At 34.3% G+C, this 24,462-nt stretch carries 22 protein-coding genes, 1 tRNA gene and 1 pseudogene; 6 read left to right on the top strand and 18 right to left on the bottom strand.

Annotated features, from left to right (window positions below):
- The first annotated feature begins 64 nt into the window (after positions 1–64).
- From HMPREF9018_RS07150 to HMPREF9018_RS07135, 4 genes and pseudogenes are all read left to right on the top strand, one after another.
- Positions 65–829: a ParA family protein gene (locus tag HMPREF9018_RS07150; RefSeq protein ID WP_008449946.1), complete on the top strand. Its 765-nt coding sequence runs from the start codon at positions 65–67 to the stop codon at positions 827–829.
- 23 nt (positions 830–852) lie between these two features.
- Positions 853–1,764 carry a ParB/RepB/Spo0J family partition protein gene (locus HMPREF9018_RS07145; RefSeq protein ID WP_008449956.1) on the top strand — a complete coding sequence of 304 codons (912 nt, stop codon included), beginning with the start codon at positions 853–855 and terminating at the stop codon, positions 1,762–1,764.
- Between the two features lie 54 nt (positions 1,765–1,818).
- Positions 1,819–2,613 (top strand): DUF5683 domain-containing protein, encoded by a 795-nt coding sequence (locus HMPREF9018_RS07140; RefSeq protein ID WP_008449917.1) that lies wholly within the window; start codon positions 1,819–1,821, stop codon positions 2,611–2,613.
- A 58-nt stretch (positions 2,614–2,671) separates the two neighbouring features.
- Positions 2,672–4,964: pseudogene (locus HMPREF9018_RS07135) on the top strand (RelA/SpoT family protein).
- Positions 4,965–5,057: 93 nt separating this feature from the next.
- Here the strand turns inward: HMPREF9018_RS07135 and HMPREF9018_RS07130 are convergent.
- The 13 genes from HMPREF9018_RS07130 to ffh all read right to left on the bottom strand — a co-directional run bounded on the left by HMPREF9018_RS07130 (position 5,058) and on the right by ffh (position 15,655).
- The gene (locus HMPREF9018_RS07130) at positions 5,058–5,825 is read right to left on the bottom strand and encodes a lysophospholipid acyltransferase family protein (protein ID WP_008449940.1); all 768 of its coding nucleotides are present in this window, start codon (positions 5,823–5,825) and stop codon (positions 5,058–5,060) included.
- Positions 5,826–5,841: 16 nt separating this feature from the next.
- On the bottom strand, positions 5,842–7,035 hold the full coding sequence (locus HMPREF9018_RS07125) for a metallophosphoesterase (RefSeq protein ID WP_008449921.1): 1,194 nt from the start codon (positions 7,033–7,035) through the stop codon (positions 5,842–5,844).
- An 89-nt stretch (positions 7,036–7,124) separates the two neighbouring features.
- A complete protein-coding gene (locus HMPREF9018_RS07120) occupies positions 7,125–8,474 on the bottom strand; it encodes a dihydroorotase (RefSeq protein WP_008449910.1) in 1,350 nt (449 codons plus the stop codon).
- A 37-nt stretch (positions 8,475–8,511) separates the two neighbouring features.
- On the bottom strand, positions 8,512–9,360 hold the full coding sequence (locus HMPREF9018_RS07115; protein ID WP_008449959.1) for a DUF4369 domain-containing protein: 849 nt from the start codon (positions 9,358–9,360) through the stop codon (positions 8,512–8,514).
- A 108-nt stretch (positions 9,361–9,468) separates the two neighbouring features.
- The gene (locus tag HMPREF9018_RS07110; RefSeq protein WP_008449923.1) at positions 9,469–9,888 is read right to left on the bottom strand and encodes a hypothetical protein; all 420 of its coding nucleotides are present in this window, start codon (positions 9,886–9,888) and stop codon (positions 9,469–9,471) included.
- A gap of 4 nt (positions 9,889–9,892) precedes the next feature.
- Entirely contained in the window at positions 9,893–10,222 is a 330-nt protein-coding gene (locus HMPREF9018_RS07105) for an FtsB family cell division protein (protein ID WP_008449938.1), read from the bottom strand.
- 222 nt (positions 10,223–10,444) lie between these two features.
- Positions 10,445–10,987, bottom strand: coding sequence for a 2-oxoacid:acceptor oxidoreductase family protein (locus tag HMPREF9018_RS07100; RefSeq protein WP_008449901.1), 543 nt, complete (start codon positions 10,985–10,987; stop codon positions 10,445–10,447).
- Positions 10,988–11,071: 84 nt separating this feature from the next.
- Complete coding sequence (locus HMPREF9018_RS07095; protein ID WP_008449961.1) at positions 11,072–11,839, bottom strand: thiamine pyrophosphate-dependent enzyme; 768 nt, start codon at positions 11,837–11,839, stop codon at positions 11,072–11,074.
- A gap of 9 nt (positions 11,840–11,848) precedes the next feature.
- Positions 11,849–12,937, bottom strand: a complete 1,089-nt coding sequence (locus HMPREF9018_RS07090; RefSeq protein WP_008449899.1) for a 3-methyl-2-oxobutanoate dehydrogenase subunit VorB — start codon at positions 12,935–12,937, stop codon at positions 11,849–11,851.
- A 3-nt stretch (positions 12,938–12,940) separates the two neighbouring features.
- Complete coding sequence (locus HMPREF9018_RS07085) at positions 12,941–13,174, bottom strand: 4Fe-4S dicluster domain-containing protein (protein ID WP_008449875.1); 234 nt, start codon at positions 13,172–13,174, stop codon at positions 12,941–12,943.
- A 12-nt stretch (positions 13,175–13,186) separates the two neighbouring features.
- Positions 13,187–13,366: a tetratricopeptide repeat protein gene (locus tag HMPREF9018_RS07080; RefSeq protein ID WP_008449925.1), complete on the bottom strand. Its 180-nt coding sequence runs from the start codon at positions 13,364–13,366 to the stop codon at positions 13,187–13,189.
- A gap of 16 nt (positions 13,367–13,382) precedes the next feature.
- Complete coding sequence (gene folD / locus HMPREF9018_RS07075) at positions 13,383–14,267, bottom strand: bifunctional methylenetetrahydrofolate dehydrogenase/methenyltetrahydrofolate cyclohydrolase FolD (protein ID WP_008449920.1); 885 nt, start codon at positions 14,265–14,267, stop codon at positions 13,383–13,385.
- A 17-nt stretch (positions 14,268–14,284) separates the two neighbouring features.
- Positions 14,285–15,655 (bottom strand): signal recognition particle protein, encoded by a 1,371-nt coding sequence (gene ffh, locus HMPREF9018_RS07070; RefSeq protein WP_008449905.1) that lies wholly within the window; start codon positions 15,653–15,655, stop codon positions 14,285–14,287.
- Between the two features lie 623 nt (positions 15,656–16,278).
- Between ffh and HMPREF9018_RS07065 the strand changes: the two genes are divergently transcribed.
- A complete protein-coding gene (locus HMPREF9018_RS07065) occupies positions 16,279–17,163 on the top strand; it encodes a GYF domain-containing protein (RefSeq protein WP_008449954.1) in 885 nt (294 codons plus the stop codon).
- A 47-nt stretch (positions 17,164–17,210) separates the two neighbouring features.
- On the opposite strand, the gene HMPREF9018_RS07060 is transcribed toward HMPREF9018_RS07065, so the two are convergent.
- From HMPREF9018_RS07060 to HMPREF9018_RS07040, 5 genes are all read right to left on the bottom strand, one after another.
- Positions 17,211–18,188, bottom strand: a complete 978-nt coding sequence (locus HMPREF9018_RS07060; protein ID WP_036855700.1) for an endonuclease/exonuclease/phosphatase family protein — start codon at positions 18,186–18,188, stop codon at positions 17,211–17,213.
- Positions 18,189–18,260: 72 nt separating this feature from the next.
- Complete coding sequence (locus tag HMPREF9018_RS07055) at positions 18,261–19,331, bottom strand: bifunctional 3-deoxy-7-phosphoheptulonate synthase/chorismate mutase type II (RefSeq protein ID WP_008449945.1); 1,071 nt, start codon at positions 19,329–19,331, stop codon at positions 18,261–18,263.
- 53 nt (positions 19,332–19,384) lie between these two features.
- Complete coding sequence (locus HMPREF9018_RS07050) at positions 19,385–22,099, bottom strand: calcium-translocating P-type ATPase, PMCA-type (RefSeq protein WP_008449965.1); 2,715 nt, start codon at positions 22,097–22,099, stop codon at positions 19,385–19,387.
- A gap of 32 nt (positions 22,100–22,131) precedes the next feature.
- Positions 22,132–22,962 carry a CPBP family intramembrane glutamic endopeptidase gene (locus tag HMPREF9018_RS07045; RefSeq protein WP_008449894.1) on the bottom strand — a complete coding sequence of 277 codons (831 nt, stop codon included), beginning with the start codon at positions 22,960–22,962 and terminating at the stop codon, positions 22,132–22,134.
- A 50-nt stretch (positions 22,963–23,012) separates the two neighbouring features.
- A complete protein-coding gene (locus HMPREF9018_RS07040; protein ID WP_008449904.1) occupies positions 23,013–23,954 on the bottom strand; it encodes a bifunctional riboflavin kinase/FAD synthetase in 942 nt (313 codons plus the stop codon).
- 370 nt (positions 23,955–24,324) lie between these two features.
- On the opposite strand from HMPREF9018_RS07040, the gene HMPREF9018_RS07035 reads away from it, so the two are divergent.
- Positions 24,325–24,398: transfer RNA gene (locus tag HMPREF9018_RS07035), tRNA-Ile, on the top strand.
- The last annotated feature ends 64 nt before the right edge of the window (positions 24,399–24,462 follow it).

Raw genomic sequence — 24,462 nt, 5'->3', positions numbered from 1 at the left:
CTTTGCATTCTCTCTTTTTTATGTATCTTTGTATTCTAAATACATTTATACGAAAAGGATAAAAATGGGAAAAATTATTGCATTAGCAAACCAAAAAGGTGGCGTAGGAAAGACTACTTCTACCATTAATTTAGCTGCATCGTTAGCTACTTTAGAGAAGACTGTTTTAGTACTTGACGCAGATCCGCAAGCCAATGCCTCCAGTGGCTTAGGAGTAAACCTTAACGAAGTGGACTGTTCTCTGTACGAATGTATTATTAACCATGCTGATATTCGTGATGCTATATATACCACAGATATAGAAGGTTTAGATATTGTACCAAGCCATATTGATCTTGTTGGAGCAGAAATAGAGATGTTAAAGCTTGAAGGAAGAGAACGAGTAATGTCTAAGATATTAGATCCCATTCGTGACGAATATGATTATATATTAATAGACTGTAGTCCTTCACTTGGGCTTATTACAGTAAATGCTCTTACTGCAGCTGACTCTGTTATCATTCCTGTTCAGTGTGAGTATTTTGCATTGGAAGGAATTAGTAAGCTTCTTAATACAATTAAGATAATAAAAAGTAAATTAAATCCAAAATTAGAGATAGAAGGATTTTTATTAACTATGTATGATAGTCGTTTGCGTTTAGCTCGTCAGATATATGATGAGGTAAAAAGGCATTTCCAAGAATTAGTTTTTAAGGCAGTTATTCAGCGTAATGTGAAATTGTCAGAGAGTCCAAGTCATGGATTACCTGTAATTCTTTATGATGCCGATTCTACTGGTGCTAAGAATCATTTAGCTTTGGCTAAGGAAATTATAGAAAAAAACAAATAATTATAGAAAGTTATATATAAGAAATGGTAGTTCATAAAAAGTATAATAGAAATATAAAAACTAATGCATTAGGAAGAGGATTAGATGCTTTAATATCTACAGAAAGTGTTAGTACGCAGGGTAGTTCTACTATTAATGAGGTGGCACTTGAACAGATAGAGGCTAATCCTAACCAGCCTCGTCGTGAATTTGATCAAACAGCATTGCAAGAGTTGGCAAATAGTATAAAGGAGCTTGGTTTAGTTCAACCTATAACACTTCGTCAAGTAGCGGATGATAAATTTCAGATAATAGCTGGTGAGCGTCGTTGGAGAGCTTCTCAGTTAGCAGGCCTTAAAGCTATTCCTGCATATATCCGTACTATTAAAGATGAAAATGTAATGGAGCTTGCTCTTGTTGAAAATATACAACGTGAGGATTTGAATGCTATAGAGATAGCTTTAGCTTATGAGCATTTGCTTGAAAAAAGTGGAATGACACAAGAAAAAGTTTCTGAACGTGTTGGAAAGAGCCGGGCAGCTATAGCTAATTATCTACGTTTACTTAAACTTCCTGCACAGATACAAATGTCATTACAAAAAAAAGAGATAGACATGGGGCATGCTCGAGCTTTACTTTCTATAGATTCGCCTTCTCTTCAATTAAAACTTTTTAAAGATATACAAAAGAATGGCTATAGTGTACGTATGGTTGAGGGACTTTGTCAACAAATTAAAAATGGCAAAGACACACAATCTGCAAAAGATAATGTAACAAAAAGATCGCATCTACCAGAAGAATTTAATCTTCTAAAACAACGGCTTTCATCTTTTTTCGACACAAAAGTACAAATGAGTTATAATGCAAATGGTAAGGGAAAAATAAGTATACCTTTTGCTTCGGAAGAAGAATTAGAGCATATTATGGCTGTTATGGATAAAATGAAGTCAGATTAATTTTATATATAGAAAAACAACTATAATATTATTTTTATAGTGAAAAAATAAGCGATGGCTTTTATTAATAAAAAGATAAAAAAGGCGATAATTAAGAGGATATTAATATTTATAAGTATCCTTTTTATAAGTTTTCATGTATATGCGCAAAAAGATACTATAAAGGTGTTATATCCCCAAAATAGTATAAAAAAAGAAGATTCTATAAAAGTGGGCTCGATTAGTGAGATGCAATATGAGCTATTAACACCTGATGATACACATAAAAGAAAAGAATTGGAAAGAATAACAAGTTCTGACTATAATAAAATTAGATATAGTAGAGATTGGTCTACATGGAAACCTAATCCTAAACGTGCACTTTGGTTAGCATTAGTAATACCTGGTGCAGGGCAAGTATATAATCGTAAATATTGGAAATTGCCTATTTTTTATGGTGGTTTTGCAGGCTGTATATACGCTCTTACATGGAATTCCCAAATGTATCATGATTATGCACAAGCATATAAGGATATAATGGATAATAATGAGAATACTCATAGCTATGATCAATTCCTACATCTTGGCAATAAAATAGATGATAGCAATATTTCTATTTATCAGAATATATTTAAAAAGCGAAAGGATAAATATCGTCGTTGGCGCGACTTAAGCATCTTTGCTACTATAGGTGTTTATGCTTTATCTGTAATAGATGCTTATGTTGATGCAGCACTTTCCGATTTTGATATATCAGATGATTTATCTTTACATATATCCCCTACTATATTTAAGGATAATTCATTGACTACTCCTAATCAACCTTTTAGTTCATCTGCTATTGGTATTTTTTGCAAATTAAGATTTTAATATAAGTTTCTTTTATGATATAACTATCATCTAAACAATATTTTATAGGATTTTGCTTATGGACACAAAAATACAGCATATTGATACTAAAGAAAAGTTGGAAGAAAAAAAAGTAGATGATGCTTTTAACGAGTTAATAAATATTTATCTTGCTTCTCGCCATCGTAAAAAGGTAGATATTATAAAAAAAGCTTTTAATTTTGCTCGCCAAGCTCATAAAGGTGTTCGTCGTCTTTCTGGAGAACCATATATATTACACCCTATTTCTGTAGCGCGTATTGCTGCTGAAGAAATAGGCTTAGGCTCGACAAGTATTTGTGCAGCTCTTCTTCATGATGTTGTAGAAGATACTGATTATACAGTAGAAGATATAGAAAATATATTTGGGAAGAAAATAGCACAGATTGTAGATGGATTAACTAAAATTTCTGGAGGTATCTTTGGCGAACGTGCTTCTGCTCAGGCAGAGAATTTTAAAAAGCTACTTCTAACTATGAGCGATGATATTCGTGTTATTCTTATAAAAATATGCGATCGTCTTCATAATATGCGTACACTTGCATCGCAACCTGCAAACAAGCAATATAAGATAGCTGGTGAGACTCTTTATATTTATGCCCCTATAGCTAATAGATTAGGTTTAAATAAAATAAAGACAGAGTTAGAAGACCTTAGTTTTCGTTACGAGCATCCTGAGGAATACGCATCTATACAAGAAAAAATTGCCTCCACACAAGAACAGCGCGATGAACTCTTTACACTTTTTACAGCTCCTATTAAAGCAGAACTCGATAAAATGGGGTTTTCATATAAGATAAAAGCACGTGTAAAAAGTCCTTATTCTATATGGAATAAAATGCAAGCAAAACATATTTCTTTTGATGAAATTTATGATATTCTTGCAGTACGTATTATTTATGAGCCTAAAAAGCTACAAGATGAGATAAATAATTGTTTTCAAATATATGTTGCCATAAGTCAGATTTATAAGAGCCATCCTGATCGTTTACGCGACTGGGTGAATCATCCAAAGGCTAATGGATACCAAGCACTACATGTTACCTTAATGTCTAATCAAGGTAGATGGATAGAGGTACAGATAAGATCGGAGCGAATGAACTATATTGCGGAACAAGGATTTGCTGCTCATTGGATTTACAAAGATGGTACAAAGATAACTGATGAAGAAGGAGAATTAAATGATTGGCTTCGAACTATTAAAGAAATATTAGACGATCCACAGCCTGATGCTATGGATTTTCTTGATGTTATTAAGCTCAACCTTTTTGCTTCAGAGATATTTGTCTTTACTCCAAAAGGAGAAATAAAAACTATGCCTGCAGGCTGCACTGCTTTAGATTTTGCATTTCAAATACATACTTTTATAGGGAGTCATTGTATAGGGGCAAAAGTTAATCATAAATTAGTGCCATTAAGTCATAAATTAAAAAGTGGTGATCAAGTAGAAATTCTTACATCGATGTCTCAGCGTATAGATCCGTCATGGGTAAATATTGTTTCTACGGCAAAGGCTAAAGGTAAGATACAAGCTTTATTGCGCCGAGAAGGACGTGAAATACAAAAAGCTGGAGAAACAGCCTTAGAAGAATGGTTGAAAGCAAAAGGTTTCAGTTTTACCACTTCTATACTTGATAAGCTTACAGAAGTACACCATTTCAAAAAGCATGACCAGCTCTTTGAAGCAATAGGAAGAAAGATTATTATTTTAGGTGATGCCGATATAGAAGAATTAGAAGGTAGAAAAAAGAAAGAAACAAAAAAAATATCTACTAATTGGCGTAAATACGTACCATTCTTACATCCTAATCAAAAAGAAGAAGGGACAACTGATTCTATAAATATAGCCAAAGGACTTATTGTTGTAAATAAAGATATAAATAAGAAAAAGCCTATTTATATTAGTGAGGATAATATTGGGCAATTTATCTTTCCGACATGCTGCCATGCTATTCCTGGCGATGATACACTTGGTTATATAGATAATAATAACCATATAGAAATACATAAGCGCGCTTGTCCTGTAGCTGCAAAATTAAAAGCAGGATATGGACCACGAATATTAGATGTAAAATGGGATATGCATAATCAGCTATTTTTTGATGCTACTATTGATATTTGTGGTATTGATCGTCCCAAAATACTTCGTGATGTAGCCGAGGTTGTATCTGATCAACTTGGAATTAATATACGCAAAACAACTATATCGAGTGAGCGGGGGTATCTTTGAAGGGTCTCTTGAATTACAAGTGCATGATCGTAAACAAGTATTTCTCATTATGGAAAAACTGCGTCAGATAAGTGGTATGCAAACAGTAAGACAGATTTTATAATTTATTTTTGCTATTTGTAGTAAATGGTAAAAGTAGTTATAATTTTTTATTTACAGTAAATATAAATTTATAGCCATTGTAGAATATAAGCCTTTATTGATCAGGATTATTAACAAAGCCTTGACATTCCTTTGTAAGCCCTTCCATGATAACAGTATAAGCTTCCTGCATAGCTTGCTTTTCAAATCCTGTATCTTTACCTTTAGGTATAATAGGTTGATGAATAGTAAGCCGTAAACGATGCCAATGAGGGAAAGCCCAATCTTTAGTTCGAGGCATAATGTCAAATGATCCATTGATTGTTAAAGGGCAAATGGGTAGCTGAAGCTCATCAGCAAGCATAAATGCACCACGCCGAAATATTCCCATGTGTCCCGTAAAAGAGCGTGCTCCTTCAGGGAATACAACAAGCGACATACCCTCTTGTAGGATATCACGAGCATGATCATAAGTCTCTTTTATCTTTCTTGTACTACTTTTATCCACAAATATATGATGAGCACTTGCACATGCTTCTCCTACAAAAGCTATCTTGCGGAGACCTTTTTTCATCATCCATTTAAAATTTCTCCCTAAAAAACCATATATCAGAAAGATGTCAAATGCTCCTTGATGATTACTTACAAAGACATAACTCTGCCCACGTTTTAGATATTCACGCCCCTCTACCTTTACAGGAAGTAATAGTAAGCGAATAGTAAAATATGACCATATCTTGCCAGGATAATATCCCCAGAAATGCCCATCACCTAACCTACATCCTATTATAGTTATAAAAGCAGTAATTATTGTAAATAATAAGAATAATGGGAGAAAAATAAATAAAGAATACAGACAATAAAAAAAACGTAAAACCTTCATTTGTAGTAAATATTAATTAATAATGAGAGGAGTGAAGAGTGATAATAGTTATTTCGTTAGGCATATTAATCCGTAATGGTATTAATCCTCCTAAACCCGTAGTTACATAAAGATAACGATTATTTTTTTTATATACTCCTTTATCTTCTAATCCTAAGATACTAGTAGGACGAAGTCCAAACAATTGCATCTGACCACCATGTGTATGTCCGCTAAGAGTAAGGTCGGCATGAGTTTTAGGCAATACAGACCGTTTCCATGCAGATGGATCATGTTGAAGCATTATAGAAAACACTCCTTTTTTCATTCCTTTAGTAGCTTTCTTATAATCTGCTAAATTAAGCATTTTATTATTATTAGAGTCATATTCTGTACCTATAATATAAATAGAGTCATTTTTTGCTTTAAGTTGTTTATTTTTTTTATATAAAGGAATATGCTCGTTTTTAAGTAATCGCCAGTGAAGACTATCTTCTATAATTGATTGCAAGTTATCAGTCTGTTTCTTTTTTGCAAATGTTGAGGCTTTAAGCATATAATTGCCATAATCGTGATTACCACGTACAGCTATTACATTAGGTAAACGTTTTTTAAGTAAAGAAATGAAAGGGATTAATTCTTTGGCCTGTACATTTTCTAAATCGCCTGTAAAACAAATAATATCAGGTTTAGCTGCTTCTATAGTATCAAGTTCTGAAAGAAGAATTTTTTTTCGCCAACCATTAAAAGTTCCAATATGCATGTCAGATATATGAACTATCTTATAACCATTAAAAGAAGCAGGGAGGTTATTAAAAGTTAAGTTTATATGGCGTGTAACTACTTTTGTTATCCCAAAGGTAAAGCCATAAATATAAATTATCACAATAGCTAAGGCAGATAATCCTCCTAACAAGTTAATATAAGTATTATTAATGTTAAAAACATAGTGTGAAAGTATTTGCAAAAAAAGGGTAAATAACATAAATACCACTTTAGGCAAAACAAATATGCCTAATAGAATAAAGTATGTGTTTTGTAAGGTTAAATTATCTGTTGTAAAATTAGATAATGACGCCATCCATATAGTATAGGCTACTATTATAATCGTAGGAATACAATATATCAGCTTCCAACTTTTTTTTAAACGATACAAATTGAAGTGTTTATAAACATAAATATCTGATAATGCGATAATTACTAATAAAGGTATTACTATTCTTGCAATCATACTTTTCTTCTTAAAATATTATGTAAAAAATCATTTATCTTTAAAAAGTAATACTCACATATATTATTAACTATAAAAAAGAATTCTTTTTATTCTCTAAAGAAAAGTTGCTCTCCCCTACTTTCGTCATCAAATATTCCCTTATTATATATATGATGCCCATTACAAATAGTATGTTCTACTTGCCAATTAAAGGTTGTACCTTCAAGAGGAGACCATCCACACTTGCTTTGTATAATATCTTTGGTAACTTGCCATGGAGTTGTTCGACGAACAATAGCTATATCAGCCTTATAACCTTCACGTAAAAAGCCACGCTTTGCAACATGAAATAGCTTAGCAGGATTATGCGACATTAGCTCCACTACCTTGGTCATAGATAGGTATCCTTTATCCATCAATGTTAACATCATTATCAATGAAAACTGTATCATAGGCATACCAGATGCAGCCTTGTAGCAGCCTCCTTGCTTTTGTGATAATAAATGAGGAGCATGATCGGTACCTACAACATAAACCTTACCATTAGTAAGTGCTTGCCGTAAAGCTAATTTGTCATTATAGGTTTTTACAGAAGGATTACACTTTATAAGTGCTTTTTTAGATGTATAATCATTACTATCAAACCATAAATGAGCCATGCAGGCCTCTAAAGTAATTAATTCATTATTAGGCTGAGGTACTAAGTTGAGCTCATCTGCTGTAGATATGTGGGCTATATGTAAGTGTGTGTGATAACGGCGAGCTAGGCTTATAGCTAATAGAGAAGAAGCTACACATGCTTCACGACTACGAATTTGGTAATGATATTCTATAGCAGGGTCTTCGCCATATTTTTTCTTATATAGCTCCATATTTTCAGAAATAATTTTAGAATCTTCGCAATGTGTCATTATAGGAAGATCTAAATCGTGAGCTGTACGAAAAATATTATTAAGCTGGTCTTCTTTATCCACTAACATATTTCCAGTAGAAGCTCCCATAAAAAGCTTAATACCGGGAATGAGATGACGATTGAGCTGGCTAAAAATAGGATAATTCTTATTACTTGCTCCAAAGAAAAAGCTATAATTAATATGGCTTGATAAAGCTCCTCTTTGCCACTTATATTCTAAAGCTTCTATAGAGGTAGTTGGTGGATTAGTATTAGGCATCTCCATAAAAGAAGTAACACCACCATAAGCAGCAGCTCTTGTTTCACTTTCTATATCTGCTTTATCAGTAAGTCCGGGCTCGCGAAAGTGGACATGGTCGTCTATAACACCTGGTAAAACAAAACAACCTGTAGCATCTATGACTTCATCATACACCTCATCAGGCTTTTTCACACTCTTATCTTGTTGTAAGGATACTATTTTATCATCTTCAATAACTAAATTACCCACAAAGGAGTAACCCTCATTAATTATAGTACCACCTTGTATTAGTATTCTTTTCACAACCCTTTTATTTTATTTTCTTTGTAAGGTGTTTTTATTATTTAGCTTTAGCAGAGTCGCCAGCTAAATCCATTGGGGTAGGTACAGCTACATGAGAACCTAACTTTGTGGTAGGATCTGTCCCTATAGCAGGGGTTGCTGTGCCATTCATCTCTTTTTGGGTTTGCTGAAAACGTGCATAAAACTCTTTGACATGCTTATTATTCTTAAACTGCTCAGTAGCCTTTGCCATAATATATTCCACCCAAGAAGGTAGCTGATTCATAGCATTTGCATACATAACCTCGTCCATCCACACAGGATAAACATTTGGCGTACTATCATAACCTATACGAGTAAGAAATATCCAAGGACCAAGTATATTATCGAAATTGTCTATGACATACTTTGTAAATAGCTTATCACTTTTAGCATATATTCCTAAAGCCTTTTTTATAAGCTGCGCATCTACCTCATTTTCATCATGACCATTTAGTATAGCAGCACTTTCTTCATGATCAATCTCACCATACTGACTACGAATCTGATTAAATTTAGACCAAAAAGCATTTAAAGATTCATTCAAAGGAGTACCACCAACACGCTGCTGTATATTATCAAGTCGCACTGTAATATTACCTTCTTCTAAAACTACAGGAAATTGAAGGTCGATATCGTCCATATAGATTTGAGCCATACGTACACTGTCCATTTGCCCATGAAAAGCAAACTGTCCATGGATAACGTCACAAGAGTCTATACTTATCAAAGAGTCGGCTTGATCTGTTTTAAGATAAAGCTTTCTGCCGTCTAAGCTAGAAACATTTGATGTGCCCTTGATGTCGTATGATGTAGCACAAGATGCTAAACAAACTATTAATAACAGAGCTAAGAGTATTTTATACATAAAAAAAATATTTTCAGTTTCACAAATATACTACCTTTATTGCAAGCTTAGAAAATTTTTGATAGAATTTAATCCTATAACATACCTTTTAGCGTTTTTTTGAATTATCTATTTACTTTTTTTTAGCTCACTATTTATCCTTTGGGTAGAATATAGCTCTAACACAGCGCCTATAAGCAGCAGTACTACCCAGTTGTGATGAAACACCTTAACATAAAGAGAGTAGCTACCAAGCCAGTTACTTGCAAAAGACTTTAAAAAATGGTAAGAATCTTCCAGCATAAAAGCTCCTGCTGCTATTAAGCAGACAGAGGAAAACAACATTATACGGCGTAAGCGGCACAACACAAGCTCCTTGCCTAAATACTTTTGCTTATATTGCATAGCAGAAAACATTACAGCCCCTATAAGCATTACCCAGCAACTTATTTTTGGGATAAGAAACATTGCATAAAGTATTGCACCTACTACCATAAGCAAACTACCTAAAAAATATATATATTGCTGTAATTGGTTGAGTTCTTTCATTATATTATTTTTTCGTGTTTTCTATCTGAGCTTCATCATCGCTCAAAACAAAAATGTCTTCGTCATCGGCTTTCATAAAATAACGTTCCCGTGCTATACGAGATATAGCTTTAGGATCACGCTTTATAGCACGCAGCTTATTAGTATCCTCCTTATATTGAGCATTATATTTTTTAATGCCAGCCTTTAGGTCTTCTATCTGATAATGATAACCAATGAGCTTGATAAAACTGTTGCCATCTATTACACCAACTAACAACAAGCCTAAAAAAATGGTTATTGCAAACTTAAATCTACTTAGGAAACCTAATATATCTCGTGTTACTTTGCTCACTATTTTATTTTATTTTCTGCAAAAGTAAGCAAAACTTTTCACATTAATATATATGTCCTACCCTTTTTGAGCTAATTAACAAATAATATATAAAAAAAAGAACTTACAAAAACAAATATATAATAACAGAAAATTATTGCTGTATGGTAAAGTTTTTTTCTCTTTATAAAAGAGATTGTTTTCCACCTTTTATCTACCAAACAGCAATAATTTATAAATAGGTTATTGTTTACGTATTATTTTCTTTCCTTCATCTACAGCTTGCATATTTAAAGGAATAAGACCATGATGGCGTTCGGGAAGAGTCTTATATAAAGCTTTCTCTAAACCATTGTTGCTCACTACTGGGCAAACTCCTAATAAGCCACCAAGTACTATCATATTAAAAACTTTAGAGTTTTTTAATTCTGCAGCCTTCTCTACAGCATCTATACGATATATTTCTATATCTGTGCGAGTTGGAGGGTTAATAATACCATTACCTTCATAAATAAGAATGCCTCCAGGCTTAACCTTTTCTTCAAATTTATCTAAAGAAGGCTGATTAAGAACTATAGCTACATCATATTTACTTAGGATAGGAGAAGATATACGTTGGTCGCTCACTATAACCGTAACATTGGCAGTACCTCCACGCTGTTCAGGACCATAGGCAGGCATCCATGTAACTTCTTTATCTTCCATTAATCCTGAATAAGCAAGAATTTTCCCCATTGATAAAACTCCTTGACCTCCAAATCCACTTATAATGATTTCTTTCTTCATTTCTATGTCTTTATTTATTAATAGTGCTGGCTCTATATTAAGCTATACTTTATTAAGGAAAGCACTACTTAAAAAAAATCTATATTAAAGTCCTGTTGTATCTTTGAGATCTCCTTTTACATATTTAGGATACATATTATCACGCATCCATTCATTAGCTTTAATAGGAGAAAGTTTCCAACCACTATTACATGTAGAAACTATCTCTACAAGAGAACTACCTTTTCCTAACATGCTTGAGGTAAAAGCTTTTCTAATAGCTTTCTTTGCTTTAATGATAGCAGACATCGTTTCTACACTTTGACGTGAAACGAAACAAGTACCTTCAAGCCCACTTGCTATTTGGGTAATATTTAGTGGATATCCATGAATTTTAGGATCGCGACCATAAGGACAAGTGGCTGTCTTTTGTCCGATTAAAGTGGTAGGAGCCATTTGACCTCCTGTCATACCATAAATAGCATTATTAATGAAAATAATACTAATGTTTTCTCCCCTATTTAAAGCGTGAATTGTTTCAGCTGTACCTATACAAGCTAAGTCTCCATCGCCTTGATAGGTAAATACCAGCCTGTCTGGCCATACACGCTTAATACCTGTTGCTAATGCAGGAGCACGACCGTGAGGAGCCTCTTGCCAGTCTATATCTATGTATCGATAAGCAAACACTGCACAGCCTACAGGTGATACTCCTATAGCCTTATCTTCCATGCCCATCTCTTCTATTACTTCTGATACTAACTTATGCACAACACCATGTGAGCAACCAGGACAGTAATGCATAGTTTCGTTGTTTAACAACTTTGGCTTTTTATATACCAAATTTTCTGGTGCAATAATATTATCTGACATAAAGCTCTCCTATTTTTTTATTAATTTTTCTTTGAGCGCAGCTATAACTTCTTCAGGATCAGGAACTATACCACCTAAACGTCCAAAATGTTCCACAGGGATAGCACCATTTATAGCAAGACGCACATCTTCTACCATTTGTCCTGCATTAATCTCGCTTGTAAGCACTCCTTTCATATTCTTAGCAACCTTTGCTAACTGCTTAGAAGGGAAAGGCCATAATGTTATAGGACGGAACAGACCTACCTTAATACCCTGCTTACGAGCTAAACTTATAGCTTTCTCACCAATACGTGCAGCACTACCAAAACTTACTATCAGATATTCTGCATCTTCACAGTTAATAGTCTCATAACGACATTCTTTTTCTTGGATTTCTTCATACTTCTTCTGAAGATGAATATTCCTTACTTCCATTACCTCTGGTTTTAGTTCCAAAGACGTAATAATATTAGGAGTACGACCACCTTTCCTCCCATAAGTGGCCCATGGGCATTCTTTTATAATTTCTTCTTCTGTTCGGCGAGGCTTCATAGGAGGTAAAATAACTTTTTCCATCATTTGCCCAATCACACCATCAGATAAAATCATTGCAGGATTGCGATATTTAAAGGCTAACTCAAAAGCTAAATCGACAAAGTCTGCCATTTCTTGTACTGAATTAGGAGCTAAGACTATAACATAATAATCGCCATTACCACCACCACGAGTAGCTTGGAAATAGTCACTTTGACTAGGCTGGATAGTACCTAATCCAGGACCACCACGCTGAACATTTACAAAAACTCCAGGTAGCTCGGCACCTGCTAAATAGCTAATACCTTCTTGCATTAATGCGATACCAGGAGAGGACGAAGATGTTAACACTCGTTTGCCCGCACCTGCTCCGCCATATACCATATTAATAGAAGCTACTTCGCTTTCTGCTTGTAGAACCACCATTCCTGTTGTTTCCCAAGGTTTTAAAACGGCAAGAGTTTCGATTATCTCGCTTTGTGGAGTAATAGGATAACCAAAATAAGCATCAGTACCACATCTTATGGCAGCATGTGCTATAGCCTCATTACCCTTCATTAGTTTTATTTCTTGTTCTGCCATAATTTATTCCTCTACTTTTTTCCTATAAACTGTAATACAACCATCTGGACACACCACTGCACATGATGTGCAGCCTATGCAGTCTTCTGGCCTCTCAGAAACCATATAAGCATAACCATGTGTGTTTACTTTCTTCTTGACTATCGCTATAACATCTTTTGGACAAGCCACAAGACATAGCTGACACCCTTTACAACGGTCAGTATCTATAACGATAGCACCTTTAATCTTGCTCATTGTTTTTGAAATTTAAGGATTATAAGCGTCTTTATTATAGAAATTAAACATATCATCTAACATCTGCTTAGCTTCTACCGCAGGAGAATTAGCATCAAGCTCTATTGCTTCCAAATAGCAATTCATAGCGTTTTGCCAATCACCACGCCTTCGGTAATCATTACCTAATCGATAATATTCTTCTGCTGTCATAATTTCGCTTGCGTTTTTATTTATAATATTCTTTCTTCCCAGCAGATAAGGTATTTTTCATAAGGGAACATATAGTCATAGGACCAACACCTCCAGGTACTGGAGTAATGTAAGAGCAAAGAGGTGCAACCTCATCAAACTTAACGTCCCCTGTTAATTTAAATCCTTTTTTAGCTGTAGAATCAGGAACTCGCGTTGTACCTACATCAATTACTATGGCACCTTTTTTTACCATATCTTTTGTAACAAAATTAGGTACACCTATAGCTGCTATAATAATATCTGCTGCACGACATTCCTCTTTTAATGTTTTTGAATGAGAATGGCATACCGTAACAGTAGCATCTCCTAAATGTTTTTGCATCATTAGTTGTGCCATAGGTTTACCCACTATATTACTTCTACCCAATATTACACACTTCTTACCTGAAGTAGAAATATTATAATAATTTAGTAATGTGAGTATTCCCAGTGGCGTTGCTGAAATAAAACATGGAAGCCCTATTACCATTCTACCAACATTGATAGGGTGAAAACCATCAACATCTTTTCTATAGTCAATAGCCATTATGATTTTTTGTTCATCAATGTGCTTTGGCAAAGGCAACTGAACAATGAATCCATCTATATCATTGTCATTATTCAATTGATCAACGCAAGCAAGCAACTCTTCCTCTGTTACATTTTCTTCGAAACGAATTAAGGTAGATTTAAAGCCACATTGCTCGCAAGCAATAACCTTGTTTTTTACATAAGTTTCGCTGCCTCCATCATGTCCTACAAGAACTGCTGCTAAATGAGGCTGCTTGCCACCTTTAGATAATATTTCTTTTACTTCTGCTGCTATTTTTTGCTTTATAGCATAAGCGGTAGCTTTACCATCGATCAATTGATATTCCATAGTTATATTTTTTAGATTTATAATTTATTCAAATTTGGCAAATCTGGCATATTTGACATATTCTTTAAACTTTTCATTCTGCTCATCATACCTGCCATTTTAGAACCAGTAACCATCTTCATCATTTTACGAGTTTGGTCAAACTGCTTTAGCAAGCGATTAACTTCCTGAATGTCAGTGCCAGAGCCTTTTGCTATACGACGCCTACGTATGTTATTAAGTATTTCCGGGTTAGTACGCTCTTTAGGAGTCATACTTTGTATGATAGCTTCTATTCCTTTAAAAGCGTTGTCGTCTATGTCAACGTCTCTAATGGCTTTACCTACACCAGGTATCATAGAAGCTAAATCCTTTAAATTACCCATTTTCTTAATCTGCTGTATCTGATTGTAGAAGTCGTTAAAGTCGAACTTGTTTTTTTGTATCTTCTTTTGTAAACGTTTAGCCTCTTCTTCATCAAACTGCTCTTGGGCACGTTCAACAAGAGAAACAACGTCTCCCATACCTAAGATACGGTCAGCCATACGTTCAGGATGGAACACATCAATGGCGTCCATCTTTTCGCCTGTACCAATAAACTTGATAGGCTTTGTTACTACAGTACGGATAGAAAGAGCAGCACCACCGCGAGTATCACCATCAAGCTTGGTAAGAACAACACCGTCAAAATCTAATCTGGAGTTAAATTCCTTTGCTGTGTTTACTGCGTCCTGACCAGTCATAGAATCTACCACAAATAAGGTCTCATCAGGGGTGATATGATTTTTCAAGCTTTCTATCTCGTTCATCATATCCTCATCAACAGCTAAGCGGCCTGCTGTGTCGATAATTATAACATCATTTCCCTTACTCTTTGCTTCTGCTATTGCATGAGTAGCTATTTCGTTTACATTCTTATTGCCAGCTTCGCTATATACAGGTACATCTACTTGCTCTCCTACAACTTTCAATTGATCTATAGCTGCAGGACGATAAACATCGCATGCAACAAGCAAAGGCTGCTTATGATTTTTTGTCTTAAGCATTTTAGCTAACTTGCCCGCAAAAGTAGTTTTACCAGAACCTTGCAAACCACTCATTAAGATTATGGCAGGACGGTTTTCCAAACTCATTCCTACTGCTTCGCCACCCATTAAAAGAGCTAACTCATCGTGTACTAACTTCACCATAAGCTGACCAGGCTTAACAGCTGTAAGAACATTCATTCCGAGAGCCTTTGCCTTAACCCTATCAGTAAACGATTTAGCTACTTTGTAGTTAACATCAGCATCAAGCAGTGCTCTGCGCACATCTTTTAGTGTTTCTGCAACATTAATTTCTGTTATCTTACCTTCACCTTTAAGGATTTTAAACGAGCGCTCTAAACGATCACTTAGATTTTCAAACATTGTTTTAAAAGTATACTTATTTATTTCGAAAATATATCGCAAAGATAATAAAAACAAAAGAAAATATCAAACACTTTATAGCCTTTTTTATATATTTTATTCTGGCGGATTAATTAAAGTAACTATATAATAGGCTTTTATATAAAAAAAACTACTATTGACTATCACACTAAAAAAAAGAAACTAAAACCTCTTGTGAGATTTATTTTTATAGTGAAAGGCTTATGTCTAACTATATAAAGGCAGATGCTTTTACCAGTAATTAAGCATGTATGAAAAACAAAAATAATCTATTTTTGTACCAAAAATAGATTAAAAATAAAGCAAAAATAGGTTATTTTTATTTTATGTACTTATCTTATTATCATCTAAACTATTATTATTAGCATAAAAAAAAGCTGTGTTCAATATTGGCTTTAGTAGCTGTTTTTATAAAGAGTGTATTAAACTAAAAAATAAGACAAAGACATTTTTTTTTATTATCATCTTTATTTATATAAAAAGAAAAGTAAATAATGTTTTTTGAAAAAAAATATTTTATTGATAAATGAATGGAAAAATGGACTTAATATACCATTTACATCAAAAAAAAACAATAAATTTGCAATAAAAATAAAGAAAAGATGGAATTTTTTATAAGTCTAAAAAACGAAAAGATAGGTCCTTATACCATTAAAGAGCTTAAAGAGCGTAATCTTGATGCAGCTACTCTTGTTATGTCTGTAAACGATACTAAATGGGTGCCGGCATGGCAAGTAGAAGAGTTGCGCCCTATACTTGAACATGAGGCTAATCTAAAGACAAACAACATACCCGATGAGCTTACCTCTAAAAATATCCAGGCTGATAATACTAAGGCGGAAGAAGACTTTTCTTATGTAAAGGCAAAACCAATATATAATAACGCTACCACCCAAGAACATGAGCCTAACTTTCAGTCTGTAAAAAAGAAAAAGTCGCATGGCTGCCTTATAGGCTTTATTTCTTTAGTTGTTATTTTGCTAATATTATGTTTTACATGTCCTTCTAAAGATGATCACAAAAAGGCTTTAACAGATGTGATAACACAAACTTTAGATGATGCAAAACAAAAACTAAATGATGATTCTGACCTTACAGGTATTGATCAAACTTTTACAACGATGTTTCTTTCTTCTATAGATCAAGTGGTCAAATCGTCTATAGACAGCTTACTGAAGGTAAATAATTATGGAGTGTTCTCTATTGGAAAAATAAATTTTGCAGGACAGGAAAAGATAGTATCTTTAGGTATCCTTAATCATGTCTTTACTTTAGATAAACAAGATATAGAACAAGAAATTAATAGAAGGCTTCAAGCAGGTAATAATATCCAAAAAGGAAGTAAGCTAAAACAAGGCATAAAAGGGTTAATAGAAGACGGCATTATACCGCTTACCAAATCGCTAAAAGATGTTATAGGGTCTACTATTAACGATCTTATAAACGAAGGCGACAACAACACTCAAGAGCCAGCTGACTCCATTTAATATATATAGATCTATTTTGTTATTATAGTAACGCGAAGATTAACGTTTTAAAAAGTAAGTCTTAGCACCAAAGGAAGATGATCGCTAAAGCCGCTATTATATCGCAACCCATTATAGTTGCGACGTGGTTTCACACCACCATATTTCATATCTTCTTCTAACAAAAATGGGGCATCGTTAATAGAACACGATTTTATATTTGAGAGCAAATTAAGTGATATTAAGAAGTGGTCTAAGCTCCCCCACTCTCCTTGGAAACGATAAGTACCCATAGCTCCATGTGTGCCTTGTGCTTTTTCAGATATATCTATTATATTATGTTTGCAGATGCGGCGCAAAGCAGGTGAAGAGGCATAGTCGTTAAAATCGCCCATTATTAGTATTTTAGAGTTATTATTTATTTTTCTAATAGAGTCTATCGAATGACACAACACATCGGCTACATGCAATCTAAAAGGACGAGATTGCAATTCTCCGCCCGATTTGCTTGGTGCATGTAATAAAAAAACATGAAGAGTATCTCCACTCACTATCTCTCCTTCCACATGTAAAATATCACGTGTTGGCTTCATTCCTTTTAGTGGCTTCACTTTAATAGTATCGGCTTTTAATACTTTAAATGAAAAAGGAGAGTAAAGTAAAGCTACATCTATTCCGCGTTCATCGGGGGAATTAGTCATTATATATTCGTAACGTGCTTTTCGCAATAAAGAACGTTTAGTGAGATCAAATAACACGGTATCATTTTCCACCTCACATAATCCCACAATATCTGGCACAGACCACCCTACACTATCCTTACCACAAGAAAGTATTTCTTTACCTATCTTATTTATTTTTTCCCAATACTTTGCCTTTGTCCAATGTCTCATACCATTAGGTAAAAATTCTGTGTCGTTTTTCAGGCTATCATGTCGTACATCAAACATATTTTCGGCATTAAGCTCCACTACAACTATTTTTGTTTGAGCAAAAAGGCTAAAAGGTAAAAACATGAAAAAGAATGTAAGCAAAAATATTTTCATATTCACAAGACTAATATTCTTATTGTTGCAAGAAATAGGTGTGTTATCTAAAATACTTCTTAGTGAATGTTTTTACATTTTATTGTTAATAATAGATAACTGCTGACGTAGGCTTTCTTCGTGTATAAGTTCAAACACTTGTGCTACGAAATCTATATTCATTCCACAAAGACCAGCCTGAACTCCTCGTTTTTCTAAAATCTCCTTATACCTATTCGATTGTAAAACAGTCATATTATGTTCCTTTTTATAAACTCCTATTTCCCTGCAAATACGAAATCGCTTAGCTAGCAAGTCCATTAAGCTGTTATCTATGTCGTCTATCTGTGAGCGTAACTGCCTAATACCTTCTGTAGAAATAGACTCATTTCTTACTATTAATAAAGACAGAATGTAATCTAATATATCAGGAGTAATCTGCTGCGCAGCATCACTCCAGGCGCAATCAGGGTTGCAATGGCTCTCTATTATTAAGCCATCAAAGCCTAAGTCCATAGCTTGTTGGCAAAGTGGTGCTATTAATTCGCGACGTCCTCCTATATGGCTTGGGTCGCATATAATAGGAAGTTGTGGTATACGGCGCCGTAATTCTATAGGAATTTGCCACATAGGGGGGTTGCGATATACCTTATTATCATAAATAGAAAAGCCACGGTGTATAGCTGCTAAACGCTTAACACCTGCTTGGTTAAGACGTTGTAAAGCTCCTATCCATAGCTCTAAATCAGGGTTGATAGGGTTTTTTACAAGTACAGGAATATCTACTCCTTGCAAGCTATCTGCCAAAGCCTGCATAGCAAAAGGATTTGCAGATGTTCGAGCACCTATCCATAAGATGTCAATATTAGAGGCTAAAGCTAACGATACGTGTTCAGGGGTAGCCACTTCTGTAGCTACAAGCATACCTGTAAAGTCTTTTACCTTCTTTATCCAAGGTAAAGCAGCCTTTCCCTTTCCCTCAAAGCCACCGGGTTTAGTGCGAGGTTTCCATACTCCTGCTCTAAAAACGTGGCAGCCTTTAGCGGCTAAACTCTTAGCGGTAGTCATCACTTGTTCCTCTGTTTCAGCAGAACACGGACCTGCTATTATTATAGGACGTTCCTTATCACATGGTATATTTAATGGTTTTAAGTTAAGCTCCATATACTTGTTTTTTTTTATCCTCCTTTTTTATATATATTTTTTAATGCACCATTTTATATGCATTTATATATCCATTTTGTTATAAACCGTATCCCCTCGCCTAACCATAATACTAAAGACGTGATAATGATAATAAGTGCCCAGTCTATAACACTGAGTGGAGATACATTAAACATATCACCTCCCAACTGTACAATAGCTATTTGTCCTACAAGGATAAAAGCCGCAATAAACAAAAATCCTTTACATCCTTTTAAATGGAAAGCACTACGGCCTGTACAGAAAGCACGAGCATTAAACATATTCCAAAACTGAAGCATCACAAAAACAGTAAAAAATATACTAAGTTCATAAGCAGTCATACCCTTATCAGCGTGATGGCTAAGATGGAACAAATCAGTTACGTGTAAAACAGTATAGTGTTCTAAAACAAATAATAACGCTACCAATACTAAGAAGAATGCACCTCCCATAAGAAAAATATTTTTTTTCATTGCAGGTGATATGATAAAAGCAGACCGCTTGCGTGGGGCATCTTCCATTACTCTTTTAGAAGGAGGTAAAGAAGCCAAAGCCATTGCTGCAAATGTGTCCATTATGAGGTTTACCCATAGCATTTGTGTTACCGTTAATGGGCTTTGTGTCCCCATAAAAGCACCTATCAAAACTATTAGGCATGCTGCTACGTTTACGGTCATCTGAAAAAGTATAAACCGTTGTATGTTTTGATAAAGCGAGCGCCCCCACATGACTGCACGTCCTATAGAGTTAAATGAATTGTCTATAATGGTAATATCAGATGCTTGCTTGGCTACACTTGTGCCATCGCCCATTGAAAGACCTACATGTGCAGCTTTTAACGCAGGAGCATCATTAGTGCCATCACCAGTTACAGCTACTACCTGATTACATTTTTGTAATGCTTCTACTAAGCGTTTTTTGTCCATAGGACGCGCTCGGGCTATTATCTTTAGGTCAAGTACGCAGCTTTGCAGCTCTTCATCTGTGAGCTGTTCAAATTCTGCACCTGTTATTATATGATTTTCTTTATCAACATCATCATTCCATAATCCCACTTCTCGCCCTATCTCTTTTGCCGTGCCAGGAGTGTCTCCTGTAACAATTTTTATATCTATTCCTGCTTTTAAGCACTCTTTAATAGCAAAAGGCACATCAAGGCGTACAGGATCGGATATAGCAACAATGCCTATAAAAGTTAAGCCACGCTCATTACCATTAAAAGAAGCCATAAGTTTTTCTATAGGATTATTATGTTGTAATATTTCCTCTCCCTCGTTTATTATATAATATGCAAAACCAAGTGTACGCATAGCTTTGTTTTGCCATGTAAGCAATTGCTTGTCTATGTTATCCCATTTTGCTTCGCCTGCTATCTCTTTACATTTGTTGCGTATAATATCTGTCGCGCCTTTCACATAAAGCACATATTTATTAGGTAGACAAGCAGTTTTTACAAGTGTAGCCATATATTTACGCTCAGTAGAAAAAGGTATTTCATCTATTATCTCTGCTTCTTGTCTTAAAAGGCGATAATCTTCTTTTTGGTCTTTGAGCCATAAAAGCAATGCTCCCTCTGTGGGATTACCTATAGCCTGTGGACGCTTAGGCTCTGTTAGGTCAAGTTCGGCTGTAGTGTTTACAGCTATTCCCTCTATAAAACATTTATTAATAATGTTATCATTGCTACACTTATATACTTTATTTACTCGCATTTGGTTTTGTGTTAGCGTACCTGTCTTGTCTGTACATATTACAGTAGTAGCCCCCATTGTTTCACATGCGTGCATCTTACGTACAAGGTTATTATTCTTGAGCATACGGCGCATAGAGTAAGCTAAGCTCAATGTTACAGCCATAGGCAATCCTTCAGGTACTGCTACTACTATAAGTGTAACACATATCATAATAGATGTAAGAAGATATTGTAAAAAATATATCCAGCTAAAATCGAAAGAAACAAAATACATTACCATTCTTCCTATAAGGATAAGTGAAGCTATAACATAGCTACCTATAGTAATTAGTTTAGATAGTTTGTTGAGTTGTTCTGTGAGTGGAGTTTTTACGTTATTATCTATTTGGGTTGCAACGAAAACTTTACCATTCTCAGTGTTATCACCCACACGGTCTACTTTAAACATGCCATGTCCTTCCATTACTTTTGTACCACGCAAGACATGATTAGTAGGGAAAGTTGCATCAGAATCGAAATCATCAGGATTAACGCTCTTATGGCATATAGGTTCTCCTGTGAGAGTAGACTCGTCTACATTTAACGCAATAGCTTCAAGAAGTTCTCCGTCGGCAGGTATTTCTGCTCCTGTATTGAGTAACACTATGTCGCCTACTACAATATCTTTTTTAGCTACTTTAGTAGTATTACCATTTCTAATAACCTCTACAGGATCATCATCGTTTATTTTGTTTAATATAGAAAATGCTTTATTTGCTTTTTCCTCAAAAAAGAAAGCCATACCCGTGGCAAGAAAAATAGCTATAAATATGCCCATTGGCTCAAAGAAAACACTCTTTTCGCCATGCATTCCAAAATATTCATACAAGGAAATTCCAGTAGAAAACACTCCTGCTATAATAAGTATTGCAATGAGTGGATCTTCTAACTTTGTAAAGAAACGTTTCCATAGCGTATCTTTTTTTGGTGGTGTAATGATGTTTTCACCATATTTTAATCTGCTTTCTGTAACCTCTCTGTCGCTAAGTCCGGTGTATGTTTTGTTTGGTTTCATAAATGTTCTGTATTGTTCTTTTTAAGTTTTTATTATGCTTTTTTCTGGTGTAAGGCTAATTGAAAAAGAGAAGGAATAAAGATGCAAAGAGAGAAAAATATACCTCCATACATTAGCTGGTTATTACCATGGAAAAAATCAATAAGTTTTCCATCAGATATTTCAGGCATAATGTGAAACATTATATAAGCTATAGTATTATTTACCCAATGTACAATAACTCCTGGTATAATGCTATAAGTGCGATAATACATCCAGCCAAGTATTAACCCTATGATAAAAGCATGAATGCCTTGTGCCAAATTGAAATGAATAAAGCCAAAGAGAAAAGCTGAAATAATAATACCTACCCAGTGCTGTTTACCTTTAAAAGCCTTGAGAAGTAAGCGTAAGATGGCTCCTCTAAAGACAAGTTCTTCTGTAACAGGTGCTAAGATACCTATAAAAACATATCCCCATGGCTCTTTCATGATGTTTTTAAACAACTCTTCATTTTGTTTTGGCATAGTAAGATTAATGTGCTCATAGATATATTCAAAAGGAAGGATAGAACCTATAGCTAAGAGTATGGCCCAAGTAAGTACTGCCCACGGGCGAGATTTTATATAATTAGTAGAAATAATTGCCCAGTTGAGTTTTAGGAAAAGTATTATAGTAAAAATGCTACTAAGTGCGTTTATTATGCAAAGCAAAATGTTTTTTTCGCCTGTGCTAAGACCTGCCATTACTGTTTCTACACTTTGGTGTGAAAACCCAGCATATATACTCGCACAAATAATATTAAAGCCTATTTGTAATAAAACGAATATAGCAACAAAAAGAATACTGTATAAAACACTATTTAAGAATTGTTTATTTACCATTTTTCGATATATTTGTTTTTATTGAGAGAGTTTTTTAGAATTGTTTCATGTTATATACTTTCCTTTAATATTTCCTCACATTGCTTTTTATCATTAGCTAACTGCGAAGAGAGAGCAGAAAGGGTGTCGAACTTCCTATCTCCTCTAACACGCTGAATAAAAGATACTTTAATGTTATGCCCATAAAGAGAATTATTAAAGTTGAAAATATTAGTTTCTATGCAAAGAGTTTTTCCATTATATGTGGGACGAACGCCTATGTACAACATACCATTTAGCCATAATGGAGAAAGGTCTGTTTTTACTTTTACAGCATATACCCCTTCTGCAGGTATAAGCTGAAAGCAAGTTTTTCTATCTATGTTTGCTGTAGGATAACCCAGCTTATGACCATTATGGTATCCTTCTATTACTTGTCCCTCTATAACATAATTATAGCCAAGAGCTTTATTAGCTGCTTTTATTTCACCTAAAGTTATTAATCGTCTAATTACAGATGAGCTTATATGCTCTTTATTACTATTAAGCTCTGTTGCTTTTATAACTTCTATTCCCAATTCTTGCCCATACCGTTGATAATCGTCAAAGCTTTCTTTACAGCCATAACCAAACTTATTATCATAACCTATAATAAGTTTTGTAACATGTAGCCGCTCTGATAATATAGATTGCATAAAGTCTTTTGCGTGAAGTAAGGATAAAGCTTTGTCAAAATGAAGAATTATACAAATATCCACCCCTGTAGCCTCTATAAGTTTAATCTTTTGAGTAAAAGAAGAAAGAAGAGATAGGTGCTGATGAGGGTGTAATACTTGGCGAGGGTGATTATCGAAAGTTATAACTGCTGATTGCATGCCTGAGAAGCGAGCTTTTTGTTTCACCTCTTCTATTAAGAAACGATGCCCTCTATGTACACCATCAAAGAAGCCTATTGTTGCTACTAAAGGAGGAAGATAATTGTTAACCTCATCATTTAAGTATATTATTTTCACTATGTATTCTTTTGTTCTATTGATAATTTTAATATATTATGGATTAACCATATATTATAAGGTAAGTGTTTTTTATAAAAACCGAAACTTATATACATCTTTTTGCTTTTTAGGCATTCACTCTAAGTTATAATATCCTTCAGCTATGCTATAATATTTACTTCTAAGAAAATCTTTTTTTTATTTGTGCATTATCCTTGCCTTTATTAAAAGCATAAGAAATATCTTGTGCAAAGGTACATAAAACCACTCTAATGATAAGGCTCTATTACCAAAATAGTGTTAAAACGAAAAAAAATAAACAGCTACTGTGTGTTTTTTCATTTTTATTTATTACCTTTGCAAACGTAAATAAAAACAAACATATCGCGGACTTGTAGCTCAGTTGGTTAGAGCAACAGACTCATAATCTGGAGGTCACAGGTTCAAGCCCTGTCTGGTCCACAAAAACAATTGATGAGTTACAGTAATGTAACTCATTTTTTTTGTCTTGTAGCTAAATTTAAAC

The organism is Prevotella amnii CRIS 21A-A (assembly GCF_000177355.1).
Classification (GTDB): Bacteria; Bacteroidota; Bacteroidia; order Bacteroidales; family Bacteroidaceae; genus Prevotella; species Prevotella amnii.
The sequence above is the reverse complement of the archived record's forward strand: the minus strand, read 5'-3'. Positions and strand labels throughout refer to the sequence as shown.

Coding starts and splice junctions, on each gene's coding strand:
- HMPREF9018_RS07150 (WP_008449946.1), top strand. CDS start 65: ATGGGAAAAATTATTGCATTAGCAAACCAAAAAGGTGGCGTAGGAAAG.
- HMPREF9018_RS07145 (WP_008449956.1), top strand. CDS start 853: ATGGTAGTTCATAAAAAGTATAATAGAAATATAAAAACTAATGCATTA.
- HMPREF9018_RS07140 (WP_008449917.1), top strand. CDS start 1,819: ATGGCTTTTATTAATAAAAAGATAAAAAAGGCGATAATTAAGAGGATA.
- HMPREF9018_RS07130 (WP_008449940.1), bottom strand. CDS start 5,825: ATGAAGGTTTTACGTTTTTTTTATTGTCTGTATTCTTTATTTATTTTT.
- HMPREF9018_RS07125 (WP_008449921.1), bottom strand. CDS start 7,035: ATGATTGCAAGAATAGTAATACCTTTATTAGTAATTATCGCATTATCA.
- HMPREF9018_RS07115 (WP_008449959.1), bottom strand. CDS start 9,360: ATGTATAAAATACTCTTAGCTCTGTTATTAATAGTTTGTTTAGCATCT.
- HMPREF9018_RS07110 (WP_008449923.1), bottom strand. CDS start 9,888: ATGAAAGAACTCAACCAATTACAGCAATATATATATTTTTTAGGTAGT.
- HMPREF9018_RS07100 (WP_008449901.1), bottom strand. CDS start 10,987: ATGAAGAAAGAAATCATTATAAGTGGATTTGGAGGTCAAGGAGTTTTA.
- HMPREF9018_RS07095 (WP_008449961.1), bottom strand. CDS start 11,839: ATGTCAGATAATATTATTGCACCAGAAAATTTGGTATATAAAAAGCCA.
- HMPREF9018_RS07090 (WP_008449899.1), bottom strand. CDS start 12,937: ATGGCAGAACAAGAAATAAAACTAATGAAGGGTAATGAGGCTATAGCA.
- HMPREF9018_RS07085 (WP_008449875.1), bottom strand. CDS start 13,174: ATGAGCAAGATTAAAGGTGCTATCGTTATAGATACTGACCGTTGTAAA.
- HMPREF9018_RS07080 (WP_008449925.1), bottom strand. CDS start 13,366: ATGACAGCAGAAGAATATTATCGATTAGGTAATGATTACCGAAGGCGT.
- folD (WP_008449920.1), bottom strand. CDS start 14,267: ATGGAATATCAATTGATCGATGGTAAAGCTACCGCTTATGCTATAAAG.
- ffh (WP_008449905.1), bottom strand. CDS start 15,655: ATGTTTGAAAATCTAAGTGATCGTTTAGAGCGCTCGTTTAAAATCCTT.
- HMPREF9018_RS07065 (WP_008449954.1), top strand. CDS start 16,279: ATGGAATTTTTTATAAGTCTAAAAAACGAAAAGATAGGTCCTTATACC.
- HMPREF9018_RS07060 (WP_036855700.1), bottom strand. CDS start 18,188: ATGAAAATATTTTTGCTTACATTCTTTTTCATGTTTTTACCTTTTAGC.
- HMPREF9018_RS07055 (WP_008449945.1), bottom strand. CDS start 19,331: ATGGAGCTTAACTTAAAACCATTAAATATACCATGTGATAAGGAACGT.
- HMPREF9018_RS07050 (WP_008449965.1), bottom strand. CDS start 22,099: ATGAAACCAAACAAAACATACACCGGACTTAGCGACAGAGAGGTTACA.
- HMPREF9018_RS07045 (WP_008449894.1), bottom strand. CDS start 22,962: ATGGTAAATAAACAATTCTTAAATAGTGTTTTATACAGTATTCTTTTT.